This is a genomic window from Streptomyces noursei ATCC 11455 (assembly GCF_001704275.1).
GTDB lineage: Bacteria > Actinomycetota > Actinomycetes > Streptomycetales > Streptomycetaceae > Streptomyces > Streptomyces noursei.
In genome coordinates, this window is sequence record NZ_CP011533.1 from 763,783 (window position 1) to 786,756 (window position 22,974).

Genomic DNA, 22,974 nt, shown 5'->3' on the forward strand with positions numbered 1-22,974 from the left:
GGCGGATCGTCGCAAGTGGCGTGCTCCGCCGGCCACTTAGGATTTCGGAATGAGCCGGAGAGAGCGCCCGGGGTCGGGAGGGAGCGGGGCCCCACGGTGGATCGCCTATGGGCGGTCCGCTCTCGTGGTGCTGCTGACGTTCGACTCGGTGCACCACGGTGCCCTGGCCGCCGGCGGGCGGTATCTGGCCCTGTGCCCGGCCGCCGGGGTGCTGTGCGGACTGGTCGTGCTGGTACGGGGGTTGCCCTGGCCGACCGCGCCCCTGGTGACCACCGCGGCGGTGGCCTGGTGGGGCGCGCCGATCCTGCCGCTGCTGCTCGTCGCCCTGTTCGACCTGGCCGCGCAGCGCCGCGCCTGGGTGGCGGTGGGCTGCTCCGTCGCCGCGCTCGGTGTCAACTTCGTCCGGACCCCGGAGTTCTCGCTGTGGAATCCGCAGCAGTACGGCGGCACGCTGTTCCTGCTGCTGGCCGTGGTCGGCGGGTTGTGGGCGGGCCACCGGCGCCGCCTGGTGCGGGCACTCAACACGCAGGTCGAACACCTGCGGATCGAGCGGGAGTTGCGCGAGGAGGCAGCGCGTGCGGCCGAACGTTCCCGGATCGCCGCGGAGATGCACGACGTGCTGGCCCACCGCCTGAGCCTGATCGCCCTGCACTCCGGCGTCCTGACCACCAGGACCGACGCGTTGCCCGCCCAGGTCGGCCAGCGGCTCGCGCTGCTGCGGACCGCCTCCACCGAGGCGCTGGCGGACCTGCGCGATGTGCTCGGCGTGCTCCGCGACCCGGATTCCGCCCGGGCCGCCACCGCCCCGGCGCCCGTCCTGCGCGGGGTGGACGCGCTGGTCGAACAGGCCCGCGCCGCCGGGCAGCAGGTCGCGGTGCACGTCGACGGCCGCCCCGAACAGGCGCCCGCCACCCACCGACTGGCCGTCCACCGCCTGGTCCAGGAAGCGCTGACCAACGTCCGCAAGCACGCCGACGGCGCCCCGGTGACCCTCCGCATCGCCTACCGACCACCCGCCACCACCGTGGAGGTCGTCAACGCCCCGGGCCCCCGGAGCCCGGATGCCGTCGCCTCCGGGTTCGGGCTCGTCGGCCTGCGCGAGCGCGTGACGGCACTCGGCGGCGAACTGCACGCCGGGCCCGGCGACAGCGGTGCCTGGCGGCTGGCCGCCCGCATTCCCCATCCGTCCGGCAACGAGCAGAACGGCACCCGCACATGATCCGCGCCATGATCGTCGACGACGATGCCCTGGTCCGCCTGGGTCTGGCCGACCTCCTCGACGGCGATGCCGGCATCGAGGTGGTCGCCCAGGCGTCCGACGGCCTGCACGCCGTCGAGCAGGCCACCGCCCACCGCGTCGACGTCGCCCTGGTCGACGTGCGCATGCCGCGCATGGACGGCATCGCCGCCACCGCCCGGCTGCGCGCCCTCCCCCACCCGCCGAAGGTGATCACCCTGACCACCTTCGATCTCGACGACTACGTCTACAACGCCCTCGCCGCCGGCGCCGACGGCTTCCTCCTCAAGGACACCGAACCGGCCGAGATCCTGCGCGCCGTGCACCTCGTGGCCGGCGGCTCCGCCATGCTCCATCCCGCCGCGGCCCGTCGGGTGATCGACCGCTTCCACGCCACCGGTCGGCCGCAGGCGACCGCCGCCCGGGCCCGCGTCGGCCGGTTGACCCCGCGCGAACACGACGTGCTGGCGCTGCTCGCCGAGGGCGGTACCAACGCCGACATCGCCGCCCGTCTGGGCATGCGCGAAAGCACCGTCAAGGCCCATGTCAGCCGCGTCCTGGCCGCGTTGGAGGTCACCAACCGCGTGCAGGCCGCCCTGCTGGCCCGCGACGCCGGTCTCACGACCTGACCGGCGACGCGGGCAGGCGTGCGACGGTCTCCGCTCGCCGGACGGTTCGGCCCCGCCGTCGTCGTCAACTGCCTCCGGCGTCCCGCCCCGCGACGGGCCTCAGCCCGTCCAGGGTGAGGTCGAGGAGGCGTTCGGCCTGGCCCCGTTGGTCGGGCTGCGCCGAGGTGAGGGCGATGCCGGCGAGGGCGGCGAACATGTCGGTCGGGCGGATGTCCGTGCGGATCACGCCGGCTGCCGTTCCGGCGTCCATGAGGGAGCACAGGGCGCCCTGGATCATCTCGCGGCTGTCGGCGTAGGGATTGGCCCCGGCGGCGATGACGGCGCGCAGGGCGTCGGCCATGCCGAGCTTGGCGGTGGCGTAGTCGATGAAGCGTCGCGTCCAGGCGCGCAGTGCCTGATCGGGCGGCATGGTCGCCAGCAGGCCGGGGACGGCGTCGCACAGTCGGGCGACCTCGTTGCGGTAGGCCGCTTCGATCAGGGCCTCCCGGGTCGGGAAGTTCCGGTACAGCGTGCCGCTTCCCACGCCCGCTTCCCTGGCGATGCGTTCGAGGTGCGCGTCCAGTCCGTCCTCGGTGAACACCCGCACCGCCGCGGCCAGGATCTTCTCCCGGTTGCGCTGGGCATCGGCCCGCAGCGGGCGTTCCGCGGCTCGTGCCATCGGTCGCTCCTTCTCTTCGACGGTTGCCAAATGGAGGCATCCCCACTTAGCGTTCGGGCGAAGTGGCGGAGCCTCCACTTTCACTCTAGGCCATGGGAACGGTCCGCCCTGCCCACACTCCTCCTGCGAAAGGGCTGTTCATCATGTCGGGAATCCAAGGCAAGGTCGTGGCGATCACCGGCGCCAGCAGCGGCATCGGCGAGGCGACGGCGCTCCTGCTCGCCGAGCGCGGCGCACGGGTCGTCCTCGGGGCGCGTCGTTCGGAGCGCCTCGCGGCACTGACCGCCCGCATCGGGGCATCCGGCGGCGAAGCCGCCTGGACCTGCACGGACGTGACGCGCCGTGCGGACCTGACCCAACTCGTCGAGCTGGCCCGGGACCGCTACGGCCGGCTCGACGTCCTCGTCAGCAACGCCGGGGTCGGCCCGATCTCCGCCCTGGACCACCTGCGCGTCGAGGACTGGGAGCAGATGATCGACGTCAACTTCAAAGGCGTGCTGTACGGAATCGCCGCCGCCCTGCCCGTCTTCCGGGAACAGGGCTTCGGGCACTTCGTCAACACCGTGTCCACCGCAGGGCTGCGCATCGTGCCGCTCCAGTCCGTGTACGCAGCCACGAAGAACGCCGTCCGCACCGTCTCCGAGGGCCTGCGCCAGGAAGCCGGCGACAGCCTGCGGGTCACCGTCGTCTCACCGGGCCTCGTCCGCACGGACTTCGCGGATCACCTCGAACCGCAGGTGAAGGCCCAGATCCTCGACAGGTTGGACCAGGCCGGCCTCTCGCCCGACGCGGTGGCCCGCGCCATCGCCTTCGCCGTCGAGCAGCCGGACGGCGTCGACGTCGGAGACATCGTCGTCCGTCCCACGGCCCAGAACTGAGACGGGGGCAGGTGGGACGGTTCCGGGAACGGCCGTCACCGCGGACTGGACGCGGGGTACGCCGCGGTGGCCGGGCCGTGGCTGGTGAACTTGCTCGCGGCCGCACCGCAACCGCCCTGCGGTAAAGTCTCCGCACGGTGATCACCTTGCGACCCACTGACCTCGCACGCGAGCACGGCATCTCCGCCCAGGCGGTCCGCAACTACGAGCGGGACGGGTTCCTGCCACCCGCCGAGCGCACCCGCAGCGGCTACCGGATCTACACCGCGGTGCACGCGGCAGCGCTCCGCGCCTTCCTCGCGCTCGTCCCGGCCTACGGGCATGCGACCGGCGGCCAGATCATGCACGCACTGCACCGGGACGCGCTCGACGACGCCCTGACGCTCATCGATCGGGGTCATCACCAATTGCTCCGGGACCGGGAGACGCTGGACGCGGTGCGCAAGGCGGTGGATCACCTGACCGCGGCGTCCGACGCCGCGAAAGCACCCGCCGGAGCCCTCGCGGCACCCGCCGAGGCCCGGACCATCGGCGAACTCGCGCACCGGCTCGGTGTCACGCCCGCGACCCTGCGCAAGTGGGAGAGCGCCGGCATCCTCGTCCCGGCACGGGACCGCGTGACCGGATACCGCCTCTTTCGCGCGGGCGACATCCGCGACGCGGAGCTCGCCCATCTTCTCCGGCGCGGGGGCTATCCGCTGGACCACATCTCCACCGTGGTCCAGCGGATCCGCACCGCCGGCGGCACCGACACACTGGCCGATGCCCTGGACGACTGGCAGCGGAAGCTGACCGCGCGGGGCCTGGCCATGCTCGGCGCGTCCGCGCTGCTCGACGCGTACCTGCGCGTGCGCTGACGGGGCAGTGCCGGCGGTGGTCGCCGGGCACGGCGCGGCGCGCCCGGCGACCGACCGGTTCAGCAGCCGGAGCGGTCCTCCGTCAACTCCCCCTGGGCCGTGGCCAGTGTCCGGTCGTAGCAGGCACCCGGACCGTGCAGCCGGTAGCGCTCGCGGGAGACGCCGGTGGCGTGCCGCTGCTCGCGGGGCACGTTCTGGTGGTACGCGGCATCGCCGGTGTAGGTGTCGTCCGACCGTGCCCAGTCGGTCATCCGGCCGCCCCGCAGGGTGGCGTGGTCCGCGCGGTCGCCCATGGTCATGGTGGTGCGCAGGCGGTCGCCGGTGCCGACGGTCGTCGCGCCGTCCATGGCGTAGGCGCGCCGGGTCGCGGTGGTGGTCGCGGGGCCGGAGCCGCGCACGGTGACCGTCTCGTCGTCGTGCCAGCGTGCCCGGAGCGCGTCGGTGGATTCGTCGGCGTTCCAGCGGTGCACGAAGTCGGCGGCGAGGCTGCGACTGACGGTCGTGGTGACCCGGCCGTGCGAGGTGTCGAGGTACCCGGCGACCGTGAGGGAGTGTCGCCCTTCGACGGTGAGCCGGCGCTCGTCGCCCGGCTCGTACGCCGTCCTGTTGACGGGGTCGCTCGCCCGGCGGGTGAGGAGCCCGCCGGTGACCCGCGCCGCCTTGGCGTCCTGCCAGACCAGGATGTTGGTGGGGGTGCTCCAGCCGGCCTGCCCGGCGGGCAATCCGACGACCGAGACGGCGATCCGGTGCGGACGTCCGTCGTTCAACCGGGCGGCGAAGGGCGTGAGGTCGTACTCCACCGGGTGGACGTCGAAGGCACGCGGGCTGGGTATCACGTACCACAGGAACGGGTTGGACCAACCGCCCGTCCACACGGTCGGGTAGGGCGTCGCGATGCCGGCGAGTTCGCCGTCCACCGTCACCTGCACCTCGCGGTACGGGCCGTCCTTGGCCTTGCAGGAGTACGACGCCGGGACCGGCACCGTCAGGTACCAGAACTCCTCGCAGCCGCCGCCCGATCCGGTGGCGTACACCTCCGCGACGATGCGTTCGCTGTTGCGCGGCGTGGTCAGTCGGCCCTCGTACACCGCGCCCTCGGTGGTGTGGGCGCCCTGCAGGGTGAGGACCTTGTCGGGGGTGGCGGCCTCCTTCACCGGGCCCCGCGCGGTGTAGAAGGTCAGCGTCACCTTGACCTTGATGACGCCGGTGTAGGTGCCGTCCACGGTGTTGCCGATGAGCATCTCGACGGGCTGGCCGACGCGCAGCGTGGGGGCGTACCGCGTGACGTCCTTCTCCACCTTCCAGGTGATGCCCGCGGGAGAGGGTTCGGGCGTCGAGGTGCGCAGGACCTCCACTCCGCCGATGTGCAGATAGCCCAGGCGGTCGAACTGCCGCCCGGCGACGGACCCTTCGAGCCGCAGGACGACCTTGTTCCAGCGGTGTCCGCACTTGGCGGGCGGGGTGTAGGTGCCCTTGTAGGGCGTGTAGTCGCGGAATTCGGTGTCGGCGACCGTCACTTGGCAGGACGGGGTGTCCGGGACGGAGACCGGTGGACCCGCGGTGACCGGGTCGTGCCAGTGGGTGCCGAACTCGGTGGGCGGCTCCGCGGCGGTGGCCGGGGCCACTCCCAGCACCAGGCCGGTGACGGCGGCGCACAGAGTGAGAAACACACGTCTCATGGGACAGGAGTGAAGCGCGTCGTACTCCCGTGCACCAGTGCCCCGTTGGCCGGATCCGACGCCGGCACGAAAAAGCGCGGGATCGCGCCACCGCCCGGCGCCCGCGCGCCCGCCTCAGCCCCGCCCCGCGGTGCCGCCGTCCGTCGCGTCGGCGGCCGGGTCCGGCTGCGCGTCGGTCAGCAGCGGGAACAACCGGGTGATGAGCGCCACCGGCCGGGCGCCTTCGGGCCGCGCCAGCGGGCGTTGCTCGCGGTCGCCGTAGGGGGCGAGTGCCTTGCGGATCGCGGCGGCGACCCGGCTCATCTCCTCCGGCGTCAGATAGGCAACGGCGCTGAAGGCTTCGTCGCGACGCCAGGCGGCCGGCACCTGGCCGCGCTGCTCCAGCCAGCGCTGCCAACTCTCGTCCTCCAGGCCACGGGCGAGATCGCCGAAGTCCTCCGCGGACGGGCCGGCCACGGGGGTCGACCGTCGCAGGCGCCAGGGCCGCGCGCGGCCACCGCTGTGCGGGGCCTCTTCGATATGGCCGTGGCGTGCGAGCTGCCGCAGGTGGAACGAGCAGAGCCCAGAGCTGTGGCCCAGTCGCGCGGCGGCCTCGGTGGCCGTGACGGTGCCGACTTCGGCGAGCAGGTCGAGCAGGGCGGTGCGGACCTCGTGCGCGGGCAGTTCCCCATGGTCCCGCGCGGTCCGGCCGGGCGCGGTGGTGAGGTCGTCTTCAGTCACTTTGCAAAGTCTGCTACTTTGCAAAGCTCCATGCAAGTCCGATGACCCGGGAGCACCGCACCGCCCGACACGGCCGGCGGAAGGCCCGGGACGAGGGGGAAGCACGATGTCACGTCACACCGATCGGCCTGGTCCCGACGACCGGCGCGTCCGGGTCCAGGGCGAACCGGTCGACTCCCACCCCGCTCTGCCGCCGGAGGCCGAACGGGGGTCGGAGCGCCGGATCACCGTGGTGGGCGAGGAGGTCCTCGGTCGTCCGTGCCGCGAGGTGACCGAGTTCGGCACCCCCGAACTCTCCGCGCTGATCGACGACATGTTCCTGACCATGCACATCGCCGACGGCGCCGGCCTCGCCGCGAACCAAGTCGGGGTGGATCTGCGACTGTTCGTCTACGACTGCCCGGACGACCATGGCGTCCGGCACGTCGGCCATCTCGTCAACCCCGTTCTCGAACTGCCCGATCCGGGACGTCGCCGGCTGATCGACGATGTCGAGGGGTGCCTGTCCGTCCCCGGCGCGACCATGGCGGTCCCCCGCACCGACCGGGCCGTCGCCCGGGGCTTCGACAAGGACGGCAGGCCCCTGGTGATCGAGGGCACCGGCTACTTCGCCCGATGTCTGCAACACGAGACCGACCACCTCTTCGGCCACACCTATCTCGACCGGCTCGGCAAGCGGGACCGCAGAGACGCGCTGCGGCAGATGGACGACCGCCACGAGGCCGTCCTCGCCCAACGCGCCCGCAAGGCCGCACTCCTGAGCGGATGACCGGACCACGCGGCGTGGGCGCCCCGCCCCACCGCGCCGGTTCTCGTCGGGATCCATCGCCCCTTTGACGGTATTCGTCACCGATGCGGGTCCGGCTGTTGTGCCCCGGGCCGCGGCGCGAGGGTGTGTGCGTGCCCGACCCGCCGGAGGGACCGGTGGTGTCGGGGCGCGGGAAGCGGGGATGTCGATGAGTACGGTGCGCAGGATTCTGGTCACGGGGGCGACGGGGAACGTGGGGCGCCGGGTGACTGCGGAGCTCGTGGCGGCGGGTGCGTATGAGGTCCGGGCGCTGACCCGGTGCCCGGAGACGGCGGGGCTGCCACCGGTGGTGGAGGTGAGGCGGGGCGATCTGTCCGACGCTGCCGGTCTGGCGGCGGCGTCGGAGGGGGTCGACGCGGTCTTCCTGATGTGGCCGTTCCACAGTGCCGAGTCGGCCGACGCGGTCGTGGCGGCGATCGGCCGGCACGCGGAGCGGGTGGTCTTCCTCTCGTCCGGTTCCGTGCGGGACGGCGTCGAGCCCGATGCGCAGTCGACTCCGGTGGGCCGGTGGCACCGGGCCGTCGAGCAGCGGATCGAGGAGTCCGTACCGGCATGGACCCACCTGCGGCCCAGCGCCTTCGCCGCCAACACCCGGTGGTGGGCCGGGCAGGTCCGGGCCGGCGACGCGGTGCGGGGAGCCTACGGCGCACTGCCGACGCTCCTGCTGCACGAGGCCGACATCGCGGCCGTCGCGGTGCGGGCACTGACCGAGGGCGGCCACACCGGGGCCGCGTACGCCCTGACCGGGCCGGAGGTGCTGACCCAGGCCCAGCAGGTGCGCATCATCGGCGAGGTGCTGGGCCGCCCGCTCCGCTGGGAGGAGTTGTCCCGGGACGCCGCACGCCGACGACTTCTCGCCGACGACGGCTTTCCCGACACGTTCGTGGACCCGCTGCTCGACGGCTACGCGCAGATGATGACGGCGCCGCGCCCCACGGTCACCGGCACCGTCGAGGCCGTGACGGGCGCGCCGGCGCGTACGTACCGGCAGTGGGTGGCCGAGCACGCCGCGGACTTCGTCTGAGGGGCGGGCCCGGGAGGCGTTCGGCCCGTGCCCCGGGCGTCCGAATCAAGGCGTAGGTTCGCCCCAATCCTCGGGTGCAGAGCTGTTCAAGCCGAGATCCCCGTGCTGGCATGCACTCGCCACCCCCACCCCTGGTGTCCCCGCACCGCGGGTCCAGGACGACCGGAAGGACGAGCCCATGCTCAGCACGCTCAGTGCTGGTGCCGCAGTGGCATCCTTGCTCCTCGGATCGGCATCCCCCACCACACCGGCACGGTTCGGCGACGATCCGCCGACCGGGCAGATCACCATAACCGTCGCCACGGTCAACGGTTCGGGTTGCAGACCCGGCAGCGCCGCCGTGGCCGTCGCCCCCGACAACACCGCCTTCACCGTCACCTACAGCGAATACCTCGCCCAAGCGGGCGGCAGCAGCAAACCGACCGACGCCCGCAAGAACTGCCAGATCGCCCTGAACGTGCATGTCCCCCAGGGCTTCACCTACGCCATCGCGCGGGCCGACTACCGCGGTTACGCCTCGCTGGCGCCGGGCGCCAAGGGCCTGGAACAGGCGAACTACTACTTCCAGGGCCAGCCGGAGACGGCCCGCAAGAGCCACAGCTTCGCCGGCCCCTACGACACCAACTGGCAGACCTCGGACGAGACCGACGTGGACCAGCTGGTCTACGCGCCCTGCGGCGAGGAGCGCTATTTCAACATCAACACCGAACTGAGGTTGGACGGCAGCGGGGCTGACCCCAAGGCCACCAGCTACATGGCCATGGACTCCACCGACGGCAGCATCAACACCCTCTACCACTTCGCGTGGAAGGAGTGCCCCGCGCGCAAGTAGCCGGGAAGGAGACCGGCCAGGGCCCGTACGCCGCACGCGTGCGGGCCCCACGCGTGCGGCGGCGGTGTCATCCCGCCACGGCGGGCTCGGCCGGCGCGGTGGCCGCGAGCCGGCGCGCGGCGAGTTCGGTCAGCAGCGCCGCCTGCCGGTACAGCACCCGGTCGTCGAAGACGGCGCGCGGCGAGTGGTTCATCGGCGCGTGCTGCCAGTCGCTCCCCTCGGGGGCGGCGCCCACCAGCAGCATCGCGCCGGGGACGCGCCGGAGGACGTACGCGAAGTCCTCGGAGCCGTTGGTGGGTATCGGCGACTCCCACACCTCGCCGGGCGCGAACAGGTCGCGGGCGGTGGCCACCGCGAAGGCGGTCTCGTCCGTGTCGTTGACGGTGACCGGATAGTGCCGGAGGTAGTCGACCTCCGCTTCCAGGCCGTGGGCGGCCGCGATGGCCCGCACCAGACGGGGCAGTCCCTCGGCGAGCCGGTCCCGGGCGGATTCGGAATAACTGCGCACCGTGGCCTGGAACTCGGCGGTGTCGGGGATGACACTCGCCTTCGTCCCGGCGTGGAAGGTGCCGACGGTGACCACGACCGGGTCGAAGATGTCGAAGGCGCGGGTCACCCAGTTCTGCACCGCGGTGACCATCTCGCAGGCCGCCGGGACCGGGTCCTTGGCCGTGGCGGGCGTCGAGCCGTGGCCGCCCTCGCCCCGCACCGTCACCGTCAGCAGGTCGGAGGCCGAGGTGATGGTGCCGGAGCGGGTGATGACCACGCCGCCGGGCACCTGGTTGGACGCCACGTGCAGGGCGTACGCCGCGTCGAGCGGCTTGCCCGCCGCGTCCAGCACGCCCTCCTCGATCATCGCGCCGGCCCCGTTGTGGCCCTCCTCGCCGGGCTGGAACATGAACACCACGTCGCCGTGCAGGCGTTCCCGGCGTTCGGCCAACAGCCTGGCCGCGCCGACGAGTCCGGCGGTGTGCAGGTCGTGTCCGCAGGCGTGCATCCGGCCGGGGATCTCCGAGGCGTACGGCACACCGCTCTCCTCGGTGACCGGCAGCGCGTCCATGTCGCCGCGCAGCAGCACTGCGCCGCCGGGGCGGCCGCCGCGCAGGACGGCGGTCACCGAGGTGAGGCCGGTGCCCGGGGTGATCTCCAACGGCAGCCCGTCGAGCGCCGCGAGCACCTTCTCCTGGGTGCGCGGCAGCGCAAGGCCCAACTCCGGCTCCCGGTGCAGCGACCGGCGCAGCCGCTCCAACTCGGGTTGCATTTCCTTGGCGCGTTCCACTGCCGACATGCCGAATCCCACTCCTGTTGCTCCGGGGGTTGCCTGGTACGGTCCGGCCGTACCCGAGTCCAGGCTGAAGGTTGAGCCGACCGGCGGCCCGAATCCGCCGGAAACACGCAAGGAGGTGGCCCGTGGCGCAGGATTCCGGGCAGACCCCCCGGTCCCTGGACCATGTGGATCAGGCCCTGGTGCACGCGCTGCAGATCACGCCGCGGGCCAGCTGGACCCGGATCGGCTCCGTCCTCGGACTGGACGCCGTGACGGTGGCCAGGCGCTGGAACCGGCTGGTCGAGACCGGCGCCGCCTGGATCAGCTGCCATCCGGCCCCGGTGCTGGCCGCGTCGGGCCAGGGGTGCCTGGCGTTCGTCGAGATCGACTGCGCTCCCGGCCGACTGCTCGACGTCGCGCGGGCGTTGGCCGCCGCGCCGCACGTGGTGGCGCTCTCCCACGTCACCGGGGACCGTGACCTCCAACTCAACGTCATGGCCCGCGATCCGGCCATGCTCTCCCGTTGGGTGACCCACGACCTCGCCGCGTTGGACGGCGTCCGGGCCGCCCGGACGCACCTGGCCGGCCCGGTGCACACCGAGGGCAGCCGGTGGCGCCTGCGGGCCCTCGGCCGGCACCAGGTCGCCCGGCTCGCCGCCGACGCGTCCAGACACCGCACGGACACCCCCGCCTTCGTCCTCGACGAGCTCGACCAACAGCTGGTCACCGCGCTGTCCGTGGACGGCCGGGCCACCTACCGCGCGCTGGCCGAGCAGTGCGGCGCCGGCCCCGACACCGTGCGCCGTCGCGTCCAACGGCTCTTCGCCGCGGACATGTTGCACGCCCGGTGCGAGGTCGCCCGCCCGCTGTCCGAGTGGCCGGTCACGGTGAGCTTCTGGGGGCAGGTCCCGGCCGCGAGGCTGCGCGAGGTGACCCGCCGGGTCACCGGGATGCGCGAGGTCCGCCTGTGCGCGAGCGTCATCAGCCGGCACAACCTGCACCTGGTGGCCTGGGTGCGCTCCCTCGACGACGCCCAGCGCTTCGAGGTCCGACTCGCCGAACGGGCCGCGGACCTGACCGTCACCGAACGCGCGGTCGCCCTCTGGCACATGAAGCACGGCGGCCATCTCCTCGACGAGGAGGGCTACCGGGTGGGGGTGACACCGCTCGCACTCTGGCGGGAACCGACGGACGCGCGACGCGGCTGACCCGCACCGGCGCGCGCCAGGCCGTGGGCGGGCGGCGGGACGCCCCGGCGGCGTCACACCCGTAAAACCTTGGGGCCCATGAGGTGGTAGCGGTGGGCCTCGGCGACGGGCAGGCCGGCGCCGGTGACGATCGTCTCCAGGTCGCCCACCTCTCCGAACCGGCAGAAGCTCGCCGTGCCGAACTTGGTGTGCACCCCGGCGAGGACCGGGCGGCGCGCGACGCGGATGGCCTGGGCCTTGACCTCGGCGACCGCCGGGTCGGGGGTGGTCAGGCCGTACCTGCGCGAGATCCCCTCCGCGCCGAGGAAGGCCAGGTCGATGACGAAGCCGGACAGCATGTGGACGGCCCAGTGGTCGACGGTGGCCGTCGTGCCCCGGCGGACCCGGCCGCCCAGGAGCAGCACGTTGGCCTGTGGGCTCGTCGCGAAGGCGCTGACCACCGGGAGCGAGGCGGTGACGATGGTCAGCGGCCGGTCGCGCGGCAGGGCGTCGGCGATGAGTTGCGGGGTGAAGCCCTCGTCGATGAAGACCGTCTCGGCCTCGCTGAGGAGTTCGGCGGCCGCGGTGGCGATCCGGGACTCCTCCGGGATCGGCTGTGCGGTCCGGGAGACGAAGACGGCCTCGGAGCCCGGCCGCACCATGGGATAGGCGCCACCGTGCCGCCGCCGTATCAGCCCATGGCCCTCCAGGACGTTCAGGTCCCGGCGGACCGTTTCCTTGCTGACGGCGAACTCCTCGGCGAGACGCACGACATCGGCGGATCCGCTGCGCCGGATCAGCTCCAGCATGTCCCTGCGGCGGCCCTCAGCATCCACGGTGTTCCTCCTGCGTGTCCGGGCCACAACGGCGCCCCGACTGGGTGGGGGTGATTCCAACAAGCCTCGGCTGCGCCGGCCGTGGTGGGCGGCCGAAGCGATCCGTTGTGGCCAGGAACGGGCGGCGGATTCGCCACCGAACGGGCGGGGCATTGGTGAAAACGGTCACCAAGAACACAGAGTTCGGGGTGGCACGAACATCGAGCAGAGGTTCCGCTTGACTGCGCCGCACCGCGGACGGGTCGACCACCCCCGCTCTGTCGTGCCGTTGTAACAATGGCTGTCGCGGCGGCGGGGAAAGCGGGCGAGCCACGCCGCACGAGGCACGGAGGAATGTGACGCGCGGGGAACTCCACCAGGAGGAACGGGGGTTACCGTGAGTATTCGGAGGCCGCTCGCGACCCGTCGCGGGCGCGTCGGAGTGGGGCCCAGGTGGCACACCGCGGACCACAGAAACGGTCAGTGGAAACGATATGACGGGCAGTTTGGTTACGACGGAACGAAAAGTGGCCGGAATCGCGCGCATGAGCATTGCGGGTTCGTAACGTGAGAATGGATAAACATCGACCAGGGCACGAAACGCCCGTGCCGCCGGGCATCGCCCCGTGAGAGGCGGGCGTCGGCGACACGGGCGTGCGGGACAGCGGTCCGACGGTGGCCGGCCGGTGCGGGACAGGCCGGCCGGGCGTCACTTGATGAAGTCGTCCACGACCTTCGGGGGCCAGGTGCCGACGTTCAGGATGCCCATGGAGTAGGCGCGCGAGACGAGCGCGGCGCGGTTGGGCACCCGCAACTTCCGCAGCAGCCCGGTGACGTGGTACTCCACGCCCTGGCGGCTGAGGTAGAGCCGCGAGGCGAGCGGAATGGTCGACAGCCCGGCCGCGATGCCTTCGAGGATGCGCGCATCGATCTCGGTCAGGAACTTCTTCTGGCTGGTCACGACGCCGGCATCGGCGGCGTCGGCGGCGCCGGACGAGTCCATGAGCACCAGGATCCCGGCGATGTCCGGGGTCTTGCCGGTGACCGCGGAGGCGGTGAGGGTGCCCGCGAAGGCCGCGTCCTGGGCGCCCACGGCGACCACGTGCGAGGCGAAGCGGTGCCGCTTGCCCTCGATCAGCCGGGAGAACTGGCGCATCAGCGGCTGCTGCACGCTCGGGTGCATCAGGTCCCGGAAGCTGCGACCGCAGACGTCACCGGCGGAATCGTCGAAGCGGCGGCGGAACTCCTGGTTGGCGTGCTTGATGGTGAGGTCACGGTCGAGGGACGCCATCAGCCCGGGGCCGACGGACTCCCCGGCCGGTGCGGTCTGAGCGGATATCACCCCGCCGGTCGTACGGTGATTCGAGTCAGTGAGGTGAGTGATAGTCACGAGACCGCCATCCTTTCGGATAACCCCCGTCGTCTTTTAGCCTTCTGAGAAACGGAATCCAGAATTCGATCGAAGTTCGCCGCGATTCACGCCGAAGAGTTTCGATTTCCGTGAAACGGAGCGTAGTTAGCCACAACTCGGCACGTCAACGCGACACATCTACGCACCCCTAAATCCGTGGTCCGTACTTGACGAGGTACGGTCCGCAGAGTCCCAACTACGGTGGGCCAAAAGTAACATACGAGACATTGGTGATGGGGTGGATGCACCTGCCCCCGCTTCCGTTTGAGCTTTTGTTGAGGATTGCTGTCATGACCGGACGGGCGTACGACAACGACGCCGCACCCACAGGGCTGACAGGCACAGAGGATTGTGATCGTCCGGAACGGGACGGCCGCGGGCGTCAACGACCCGGGAGCGCATTCACCAACTCGCGGCGGCCGGAGACGCCGAGCTTGCGATAGGCGCTGGTGAGGTGCTTCTCCACCGCCCGGGAGCTCACACCGAGTTCGGTCGCGATGGCCTGGTTGGTCAGGCCCCGGCTCACCAGCGACGCCACTCGCCGCTCGCTGGGGGTCAGGGTGGCGACCGGCGGCACGATGGCACTGCCCAGACCGAGTTCGGCCCGTTCGGCGAGCCAGGGAACACCACAGGCGGCGGCGATCCCCGCGGCCTCCCGCAACACCGCCTCGGCCTCCGGCCCACCCGGCAGCCGACGCCCGAGGACGACGAGGGTGCGCGCCAGTTCCGTCGCGTAGGACGAAGCGCGGAGGATCTCGACGCTCTCACGCAGCAGATCCAGTCCCTCGTCCTGCAACAGCCAGCCCTTCAGGCGCAGGGCCCGGCCCAGGTTCGTCGTCGCACCCCACTCCCGGGCCCACCTCAGCTCGTCCTCGGCGAGTTGCAGCGCGGCATCGGTCTCGCCGAGCCGCTGGTGCAGCCCGATTGCATACGGACGCCAGGGCAGCAGTGCGGAATTGCGCCATCCCACGGTCTCCAGGCGTCGGCCACAGGCCAGCAGCGTGTCCAGGGCGTCCCGCCCCCGGCCGAAGTGCACGTCGACGGCGGCCTGGAGCATCTGACCGGTGGCGGTGAGCGCCAGTCCGGCCGGCCGGCGGTCGCGGATCCGTTCCAGGATGCGTTCGCTCAAGGCCGGGTCGCGCAGTTCGAAGGCGACCGCGGCGAACATCATGACGGCGGGTTCCGACCAGTCGCCGGCGTCCATGACCAGGGCGCGTTCGACGTGCTCCCGCGCGGCGGCCGGGCGGCCCTGCGTCACCAGGACGAAGGCCCGCTCGGCGGTCAGCAGCACATCGTCCGCGCCGGTCGCGTACCGGCGCCGGGTGTGCTGTTCGCTGGCCAGCCAGGAGGCCACGCCCTGCACGGACTCGGCGACGAACAGCGAGAGCATCACCAGCGGCAGCGGGGTGTGGGCATGGGCGGCGGTGGCCGGCTCACGTTCGAGGATGCGGTTGCCGGTGTCGGCGATCTCCGCGGCGCTGAGCCGGCCGCTGAGCGCGCCCGCACTCAACAGCACGGCGACCAACTCGCGTTCGGCGACGCTGTCCACCGGCGGCCGTGCCCCCATGCGCCGCAGCCGCGCCACCGAGGACGCCAGCTCGACGGGGTTCTCGTGGCCGGAGTGCCGCAGCCACGCCTCCAGGCGCAGGGCGAGTTCGTCGGCTCCCTCCTCGTCCCGCTGCCCCGGTTCGTCGAGCCCGGCGGCGGCCTGCCGCACCAACTCGACGGCGGACGGGCTGGGGGCGGCGAGCAGGGACGGCGGGATGCGCAACACGGCGGCGGCCCGATCCCGCGAGGTGTCCAGCAGCGCGACCGCCTGGCTGACGTGGCGTACACAGGCATCGGGGTCGAGGGCGCGCTCGGCGGTGGCCAGATCGACCAGGATGCGGGCGCGGCAGCCGTCCTGGGTGCGGTGGTGCAGCAGGGCGCGGCGCAGGTACCGGGCCGCGTCGGCGGGCCGGCCGGCGCGCAGCGCGTTGTGGGCCGCGGAGCGCAGGACCGCCTCCGACCAGGGCCGGCCCGGGTGGACCACGGCCAGCAGATGGCCGGCGACCTGCTCGGCCGGCCGCCCGCAGCGGTACAGCAGATCGGCGGCGTCGTCGTGCGAGCGTTCCCGCTCGTCGAGGGTGAGCAGGGAGTCCACCGCATCGCGGACGACGCCGTGGACGAAGCGGACGTCCCGTCCCCGGGCCAACAGGCCGGCGTCCACCAGCGCGCGGCGGGCACCGGCGAAACCGATTTCATCGACCCCGGCGAGCTGGGCGAGCAGCACCGGATCGCTGTGGTCGCCCAGCGCGGCCACCGCCACCGCGACCTCGCGCACCGGCTGCGGCTGGATCCGCAGATGGCCCGCGAGCCGATCGCGCAGCACCGTCGGGCTCAGCTCCCGGACGGCGCCGAAGTGGTCGCCGCCGGGCGGCCTTCCGGTGGCGCGCAGAGCGCTCCGGAAGGCGGTCAGGAACAGCGGGTTGCCCCTGGACGCCTCGTACACGGCGCGCACCAGTGCGTCCTGCGGCGGCCGGCCCTGGGGCCCGGCGAGCAGGACGCGGGTGGCGTCCCGGGACAGCGGCGCCAGGCGCAGGACGGTGTGCGCGGCGCCGGCGACCTCCCGGACCAGGGGGTACCTGCCCCGGTGGTCGCCGTCGGCCAGCGTGCACACCAGCAGCGCCCGCAGGCCGTGCAGCCGCCGGGTGAGGTGGGCCAGCCAGCGCAGGGACGGGCCGTCGGCCCACTGGAGGTCGTCGACCAGGATCAGCAGGCGCCGCTCCGCGGACGCGTCGGCGAGCAGCGCCTGGGCGCCCTGGAGCACTGCCTGGGAGACCTCCAGGGCGGGGCCGGTCCCGGTAGGGCGGTCGCCGGTGTCCATCAGTCGGCTGAAGTGCTCTGCCCCGGCGGTGCGTTCGGCCGGCCCTGCGCCGCCCGCCCCGGACAGCAGGTGGTCGAAGAGTTGGCGGGCGATCCCGAAGGGGAAGTCGCGTTCCCGCCAGGCGGCGCTGGCCCGCAGGACGCGGGTGCCGTCGCCGGCCAGCTCCGGTATCCGGCGCAGCAGCGCCGAACGCCCGCTGCCGAGGGGACCGTTGATCAGGAGGAGCGAGGAGTCGCCCGCTTCCGCGGCGTCCAGGGCGGCCCGGATCCGGGCCAGTTCGTTCTCCCGCTCAAGAAGCATCCGCGACCGGTCCTTCCAGCGCCTCCAGGAGCAGGTACAGCTCCTTGCGTCCGCCGATCCTCAGCTTGCGGTAGGCGTTGCTCAGCCGGAGCTCCACGGTGCGCCTGCTGACGGCGAGTTGTTCGGCGATCTGGCGGTTGCCGTGGCCGCGGGCGGCGAGCAGCACGGTGTCCTTCTCCGCCTCGGACAGGTCGCGCCATCCGGGTGGGACGACGGCGGTGGGCGGCGCGGTGGCGACCGGAACGGACGGGACGGTCAGGGTGCGGGCGGCGGTGGCGAGGCGGCTGGCGGGGTGGGCGGCGGTCATCCGGGCGACCGCCTGCCAGGAGCGTGCGGCCGCGGCGGTGTCGCCGTGGGCCGTCTCGGCACCGGCCTGGCTCAGCCGGCTCCACAGGTAGGCCAGGCGGGCGGGCGAGTCGCGGAGCAGGGCGGCGGCCTCGCGGATCCGCCGGACGGCCCGGTCGCCGTCGTCGTCGAAGAGTCGCCGCGTCGTCAGGCGGGCGATCCCGCGGGCGCTCGCGGTGCCCCAGCGGTCGGCGAAGAACAGCTCCTCGTCCCGCAGCCGGCGCGCCTCCGTCACGTCGCCGAGCTTCAGACACGCCTCGGCGGCCAGCGGGCGCCAACTGAGCATGGCCGGGTTGGCCCAGTGCCGGCGAAAAAGCCAGCGCCCGCACTCCCGCGACAGCCGCAGGGCCTCCTCCCAGTCACCGTCGTCGGCGGCCACACGGGCGCGGGCGAGCAGCAGGGCGGGCCACCACACACCCTCCTCGCCGCCGGCGGGGACCGGGGCCTCGGCGAGTCGGCGGGCCCGGTCCGGGCGGCCCGTCTCCATGCTGACGAGGATGCGGGTGGCGATCAGGTTGGGCAGCGCACGGGGGTGCCAACTCGTCGGCGGCAGGGCGCGCTCGGCGCTGTCCAGATCGCGTTCGGCGGCCTCCAGCCGGGCCGCGCACAGGTGTATCCGGGCCCGTAGGTTGAAAATGCGGGCGGCCATGCTGCGCAGGTGGGCACTGCGGGCGGCGGTGAGCATGGTGTCCAGGCCGTGCACCGCCTCGTCGTTGTCGTCGGTGGCGAACAGCGCGGCGCAGGCCGCCAGTTTCGGCATCATCAGGCTCTCGTTCACCCCGCCGGTGAGGGCGATCCGGGCGAGCTTCCTGGCCTTGTCCGCGTCCTCCCCCGCCGTGGCCAGCTGCCAGGCACGGGCGCCGGCCTGGGCCGGCGGCACCGGCCGGTCGGGCAACCGGGGCACCACGGGGATCATCGGCGCGTCGTCGTCCCGCACGGCGGCCAACCAGAACAGCGCGACCAGTTCCTCCCGGTCGGCCGGCCCGGCGTACGGCAGGGCCTCGCCCGCGGTGCGGCGGACCCATTCGCTGTTGCCCCGGGCGAACCCCAGGTCGATGGCGCGGACCCCCACCCCCTCACCGGACGACGTGGGGTCGGTGTCCGCGACGGTGCTGCGGACGAGTTCCCCCAGGCGTCGATCCCCCGCCTCCGGCCGGGCGACGGCTTCGGCCGCGGCCAGTTCCAACGTCAGCAGGCTGCGTTCCCGGGGGTCGAGGGGTTCCTGCAGGGCGCGGGAGAGGCAGGCACAGGCCCGGTGGTGGTCCTCCCGGCGCAGCGCGGCGGCGAATCCGCGGCGGAGCAGGGGCACGACCCAGGGTGCGCCGAGCGGCGACGAGCGCAGCAGCAGATGGGCGACGTCCTCGTCGTTGACGCCGCAACTGTGGGTGAGTTCGGCCGCGCGGACGTACAGATCGGCGCGCTCCGCGGCGGGCATGTCCTCGATGACGCGTGCCTTGGAGGCGGGGAAGCGGATGTGCACCTTGTCGCCGACGGACACGGTCAGGCCGACGCTCGCCAGCAGGGTGCGGATCCGGTCCTCGGACAGCGAGTGCGCGCCGGCGAGGGCCCGGACTCGGTGGAAGTCGAGCAGGTCGCCGCAGACGGCCAGGGCCCGCAGGACGGCGTTGACTTCGGCGGGCAGGCCGTCCAGGGCGCGCACGGTGTGGTCGCCGACGACGCCAGCGGTGAGGGCGTGCAGCTCCGGGAGGTGGTCGGCGTCGGCGGGGAGGCCGTGGTCGACGAAGGCGCGCAGGGCGTCCCGCAGGATGGCGGGGTTGCCGGCGGTGGCGGAGGTGAGCGCGGCGATGAACTCCTCGTCGCCGGGGGTGCCGCAGACGGCGCGGACGGTGGCGGCGACCCCGCGGTCGGTGAGCGCGGGCACCACGAAGCGCGCGACGGGCACGGTGTCCGGCGGCCCCGGGACGGCGGGGGCCTTCGGGTCGGTGTCGAAGGCCGTGGTGTCACCGCAGCTGCTGGCCAGGACGGCGAGCGGGGTGTCCGGCCCGAGGTGGCGCAGCAGGATCTGCAACCACGTCAGCGAGGCCGGGTCCAACCACTGGACGTCTTCGACCACGACCAGGGTGGGTGCCGTGCCGGTGCGCCGCAGCACCTCCTCGATGCCGGGCACGGGCAGTGGCGGGGGACCGTCGTGGCGGATCGCGGCGTCCAGGGTGCTGCCGTGCGGGCCGTCGAGGACGGCCAGCAGTTGGAGAACGGCGCCGTAGCGGAGTTCCCGTTCCGCGGGCGTCGCCTGGGCTCGCAGGACGCGCAGCCCGTCGTGCCTGGCCCGGCACGCGCCCCAGCGGACCAGGGCGTTCTGGGCGTGCCCGGGCCGGCCGGTCAGGCTGAGCACCGATGGCCGCCCCTGGCCGAGGCGGTGCAGGAGGTCGCCGATGAGCCGCTGTTCCCGGCCGCATTCGAGGAGCATGGTGGGGTCGCCGTGGGCGTCGGGTGCGCACTGCGGCGTGCAGGTGGTCGGTTGGTTCCGCGCCTTGCTCCGGGGCACCGCTACCTCTCGTCCTGTTCGTCTCAAGCGCGTCCGCGTGCCTGGGAGACCCAGGCCGGCGGCTGCCGACCGGAGGTGGCGGTCCTGGTCTCCAGGACGGCGGACAGCTCCGCACGCCCGCCGACCCCGAGCTTCCGGTAGACGCTCGTGAGATGGGTTTCGATGGTCCTTACAGTCACGAAGAGGGCTTCCGCGATGGCCCGGTTGCTCGCGCCGGTCACCGCGAGGTCCGCCACCGTGCGTTCCATCCCGGTCAGCATGTCGAGTGGGGAGGCGGTCATCCTGCGTACCCGACCACCCGCGGTGACCAGCAGTTTTCTGGCGTCGACGCCGAGCTTCACGGCGCCGCAGCGCTGGGCGAGGTCGGCGGCGGCGCGCAGGTGTTCCCGGGCGGCCCGCAGGTCGTCGCGCTTCAGGTGGGCGTGTCCGAGAAGAAGTTCGGCCCGGGCCTCCATGGCCCGGGCCGGGGAGTCCGCGAGCAGCGAGACCGCCTCGGTGAGGTGATCGATGCCGGCGCGGCCGGGTGCGGCGACGCCCTGGGCCATGAAGGCCAGTCCGAGGCCGCGCGCCGTCCCCCAACGCTCGGCCAACTCGCTTCCGTATGCGGCGAGTTCGCGCGCCTGGTCGTGGCGGTCCAGGGTCGCCAGGAGCACCGCGCCATCGGCCCACCACGGCACGAACGCCGGGTTGCTGAAGCGCGACTCCTCCAGGGACCGACCGCAGGCGAGAAGGAGGTCCAGGGCTCCTTGGAAATCCCCGCGGACCCAGCGGGCGTAGGCGCGGGCCTGGAGGTACCAGTGGTATTCGATGACGAAGCGTTCGAGGCGGGGGCGGGTGATGCCGTCGAGGACGTGTTCGGCGCGCTCGGGCTCGCCGCGGTCGACGAGGGCGGTGGCCAGCGCGACACGGGGCAGCACGGCGCCGTCCGCCCAGCGCTCCTCGCCGAGGATCTCGACGGCGGTCTGGGCGTCGGCCAGGGCCTCGGGGAAGGCGCCCACCCCGTGGTGGAGCAGGGCGCGCGTGGAGAGCGCCAGGACGTACGTCCACACCGCCGCGTTGTCCTGGCCGTACTGGAGCATGAGGTCCAGTGCGTACTGCGCGTCGGCGACCTCGTCGGCCAGGGAGAGGGCGAAGGAGGCGGACAGCAGCGACCAGGGTTCCAGCTCGACGCCGGGTGCGCGCAGGGCGCGGCGGGCCTGGTCGACGGCCGACCGGGCGTCCCGGCCGTCCATCGCGGTCAGCACGGTGGTCATGGCCAGCATCTGCCGCTGGGCCGGTGTGTCGCCGGGCGGCATGGTGAGCCGGGCCGCCCGGTCGCGGACCGCACCGATCGTCACCTTCTCGTCGGCCCCGACGATGAGCAGCACGGACTCCACGAGGGTCCGCAACTCCCGGTCCACGGGCCCTGGTTCGGGGCCCAGTTCGGCGGTCAGCTCGGCGAGCGCGTCCTCCAGCATCCGCACCCCGGACGGGGATTCCTGCACGGCGAGGCAGGTGAAGCCGTACTGGACGGCGACCTGGGCGCGGGTGCGGACGTCCCCGGCGAGGGAGAGCGCTTCCTTGAGGAGGCGCATCGCCTCGGGCGGGTTGATCTCGGCGAGCGCGCGGGCCATCTGGATGCGGACGGCAACGTTGTCCGGCTCCACCTCCAACACCCGGTAGAGGCAGCGCACACCGGCCTCCGGGGCGCCGCGGCTCTCCGCCTGGGCGGCGGCGTCGCGCAGCACCGCGGCCATCCACGGCTGGTCGAGCACCGGCAGCAGCATGAGCTGGCCGGCGAGCTCCTCGGAGGGGCGGCCGGCGTCGCTCAGCAACAGCGCGGCGTTGGTGCGCAGTTCGGCCAGGGTGGGCGGGGCGACGTCGTCGAGCACCGCGGAGCGGACGACGTCATGGACGAAGTCCACGCGGTCGGCGGCCAGGATGCCGGCCCTGCGCAGCACCAACAGGGCCTCGTCGACGGTCGCGGCCGGGACGCCGGCGAGCGCCGCCAGCAACTCGGTGCACTCCGGGCCGAGTACGGCGATGGCACGGGCCACGCCGCGCACCCAGGGCGGCCGGCGCTCCAACAGGCAGCGCACCGAGCGGGCGAGGACGTGACTGCCGACCTCGGCGGCCCGGCGCTCCCCGGCGGCGTCCGGCCGGACGCCCTCGGCGCGGAGTTCGTCGAGGAGGCGGGCGAGGGCCAGCGGATTGCCGCCGGACACGGCGGCGACCCGGCTGACGAACGACGGTGCGGCCGTGGTCCGGAAGACGCGACGCACCATTTCGCCTATGTCGTCGGGGCCGAGCGGGTGCAGGCCGAGCACGGTGGGGCGGCGCTGGGCGGCGATGTCGGCGAGCACCGCGGGCGCGACCGGTTCGGCCTCGCTGCGCCAGGCCAGGACGACCAGCAGCGGCAGGTCCTCGGCGCGTCGCAGCAGGAAGTCGATCCAGGCCAGGGAGCGTTCGTCGCACCAGTGGACGTCGTCGAGGACGAGGACCAGCGGCCGTTGGGCCATGAGGCGGGCGGCGAGCCAGTACAGGCCGTGCAGCACCGGGTAGGCACCCGTGGCGGCGTCGGGACCGGCGGGGTCTGCGGTGAGTGCGGGCAGCGCGCGGGCCGCCAGGCCCTCCAGGAGGGGCGAGCGCCGGGCGTCGCCGCCGCTCAGGCCGAGCCCGCCGAGGAGTTCGCGCACACCGCCGTACCCGGCGCCGGCGACGGTCTCGCCGCAGGTGCCGTACAGCACCGTCATGCCGCGGCAGACATCGCTCGCCGTGAAGGACCGCAGCAGACTGGTCTTGCCCATGCCGGCGGGCCCGTGGAGCAGGACCAGGCCGGCCCGCCCGTCGCGGGCGGCCGCGGCGTGCCGGGCGAGGGTGCGCAGTTCGTCGTCGCGTCCCACCAGCGTGGTCAGTAAGCCGGAAGAACCCGACTGCTTCCGCATCACGCGTTCCTCCACGTGGGGTGAGAACAGG

General features: G+C 73.1%; 17 protein-coding genes. 8 read left to right on the plus strand and 9 right to left on the minus strand.

Annotated features, from left to right (window positions below; all coding sequences use genetic code 11):
* The first annotated feature begins 49 nt into the window (after window positions 1-49).
* Complete coding sequence (locus tag SNOUR_RS03315; RefSeq protein WP_067343697.1) at window positions 50-1,219, plus strand: sensor histidine kinase; 1,170 nt, start codon at window positions 50-52, stop codon at window positions 1,217-1,219.
* Window positions 1,216-1,866, plus strand: a complete 651-nt coding sequence (locus tag SNOUR_RS03320) for a response regulator (protein WP_067343699.1) — start codon at window positions 1,216-1,218, stop codon at window positions 1,864-1,866. The genes SNOUR_RS03315 and SNOUR_RS03320 overlap by 4 nt, the downstream gene beginning before the upstream one ends.
* A gap of 64 nt (window positions 1,867-1,930) precedes the next feature.
* Here the strand turns inward: SNOUR_RS03320 and SNOUR_RS03325 are convergent, their stop codons facing one another.
* Window positions 1,931-2,524: a TetR/AcrR family transcriptional regulator gene (locus SNOUR_RS03325; RefSeq protein ID WP_067343700.1), complete on the minus strand. Its 594-nt coding sequence runs from the start codon at window positions 2,522-2,524 to the stop codon at window positions 1,931-1,933.
* A gap of 143 nt (window positions 2,525-2,667) precedes the next feature.
* Between SNOUR_RS03325 and SNOUR_RS03330 the strand changes: the two genes are divergently transcribed.
* Together SNOUR_RS03330 and SNOUR_RS03335 are read left to right on the plus strand one after the other, a co-directional pair.
* A complete protein-coding gene (locus tag SNOUR_RS03330) occupies window positions 2,668-3,402 on the plus strand; it encodes an SDR family oxidoreductase (protein WP_067343702.1) in 735 nt (244 codons plus the stop codon).
* Window positions 3,403-3,539: 137 nt separating this feature from the next.
* Window positions 3,540-4,259, plus strand: coding sequence for a TioE family transcriptional regulator (locus tag SNOUR_RS03335; protein WP_067343704.1), 720 nt, complete (start codon window positions 3,540-3,542; stop codon window positions 4,257-4,259).
* A 59-nt stretch (window positions 4,260-4,318) separates the two neighbouring features.
* On the opposite strand, the gene SNOUR_RS03340 is transcribed toward SNOUR_RS03335, so the two are convergent.
* Both SNOUR_RS03340 and SNOUR_RS03345 read right to left on the minus strand, forming a co-directional pair.
* Entirely contained in the window at window positions 4,319-5,938 is a 1,620-nt protein-coding gene (locus tag SNOUR_RS03340) for a peptide-N4-asparagine amidase (protein ID WP_067343706.1), read from the minus strand.
* A 114-nt stretch (window positions 5,939-6,052) separates the two neighbouring features.
* On the minus strand, window positions 6,053-6,658 hold the full coding sequence (locus SNOUR_RS03345) for a winged helix-turn-helix domain-containing protein (protein ID WP_067343708.1): 606 nt from the start codon (window positions 6,656-6,658) through the stop codon (window positions 6,053-6,055).
* Window positions 6,659-6,764: 106 nt separating this feature from the next.
* On the opposite strand from SNOUR_RS03345, the gene def reads away from it, so the two are divergent.
* The 3 genes from def (at window position 6,765) to SNOUR_RS03360 (ending at window position 9,322) form a co-directional block, all read left to right on the plus strand.
* On the plus strand, window positions 6,765-7,427 hold the full coding sequence (gene def / locus SNOUR_RS03350) for a peptide deformylase (protein ID WP_067343710.1): 663 nt from the start codon (window positions 6,765-6,767) through the stop codon (window positions 7,425-7,427).
* A 187-nt stretch (window positions 7,428-7,614) separates the two neighbouring features.
* Window positions 7,615-8,490 carry an NAD(P)H-binding protein gene (locus SNOUR_RS03355; RefSeq protein ID WP_067357628.1) on the plus strand — a complete coding sequence of 292 codons (876 nt, stop codon included), beginning with the start codon at window positions 7,615-7,617 and terminating at the stop codon, window positions 8,488-8,490.
* A gap of 178 nt (window positions 8,491-8,668) precedes the next feature.
* A complete protein-coding gene (locus SNOUR_RS03360) occupies window positions 8,669-9,322 on the plus strand; it encodes a DUF4360 domain-containing protein (RefSeq protein WP_039629346.1) in 654 nt (217 codons plus the stop codon).
* A gap of 67 nt (window positions 9,323-9,389) precedes the next feature.
* Here SNOUR_RS03360 and SNOUR_RS03365 read toward each other — a convergent pair whose 3' ends face one another.
* Window positions 9,390-10,610 carry a M20 metallopeptidase family protein gene (locus SNOUR_RS03365; RefSeq protein WP_067343712.1) on the minus strand — a complete coding sequence of 407 codons (1,221 nt, stop codon included), beginning with the start codon at window positions 10,608-10,610 and terminating at the stop codon, window positions 9,390-9,392.
* 122 nt (window positions 10,611-10,732) lie between these two features.
* On the opposite strand from SNOUR_RS03365, the gene SNOUR_RS03370 reads away from it, so the two are divergent.
* Window positions 10,733-11,797: an Lrp/AsnC family transcriptional regulator gene (locus SNOUR_RS03370; protein WP_067343715.1), complete on the plus strand. Its 1,065-nt coding sequence runs from the start codon at window positions 10,733-10,735 to the stop codon at window positions 11,795-11,797.
* 53 nt (window positions 11,798-11,850) lie between these two features.
* On the opposite strand, the gene SNOUR_RS03375 is transcribed toward SNOUR_RS03370, so the two are convergent.
* The 5 genes from SNOUR_RS03375 to SNOUR_RS03395 form a co-directional block, all read right to left on the minus strand.
* The gene (locus SNOUR_RS03375) at window positions 11,851-12,612 is read right to left on the minus strand and encodes a DeoR/GlpR family DNA-binding transcription regulator (RefSeq protein WP_312631770.1); all 762 of its coding nucleotides are present in this window, start codon (window positions 12,610-12,612) and stop codon (window positions 11,851-11,853) included.
* A gap of 688 nt (window positions 12,613-13,300) precedes the next feature.
* A complete protein-coding gene (locus tag SNOUR_RS03380; protein ID WP_067357630.1) occupies window positions 13,301-13,882 on the minus strand; it encodes a LuxR C-terminal-related transcriptional regulator in 582 nt (193 codons plus the stop codon).
* A 502-nt stretch (window positions 13,883-14,384) separates the two neighbouring features.
* Complete coding sequence (locus SNOUR_RS03385; RefSeq protein WP_067343722.1) at window positions 14,385-17,168, minus strand: ATP-binding protein; 2,784 nt, start codon at window positions 17,166-17,168, stop codon at window positions 14,385-14,387.
* A complete protein-coding gene (locus tag SNOUR_RS03390) occupies window positions 17,158-20,019 on the minus strand; it encodes a helix-turn-helix transcriptional regulator (RefSeq protein ID WP_099055646.1) in 2,862 nt (953 codons plus the stop codon). Before SNOUR_RS03390 ends, SNOUR_RS03385 begins: the two co-directional genes overlap by 11 nt.
* 23 nt (window positions 20,020-20,042) lie before the next feature.
* Complete coding sequence (locus SNOUR_RS03395; RefSeq protein ID WP_067343724.1) at window positions 20,043-22,943, minus strand: helix-turn-helix transcriptional regulator; 2,901 nt, start codon at window positions 22,941-22,943, stop codon at window positions 20,043-20,045.
* Window positions 22,944-22,974: the final 31 nt, after the last annotated feature.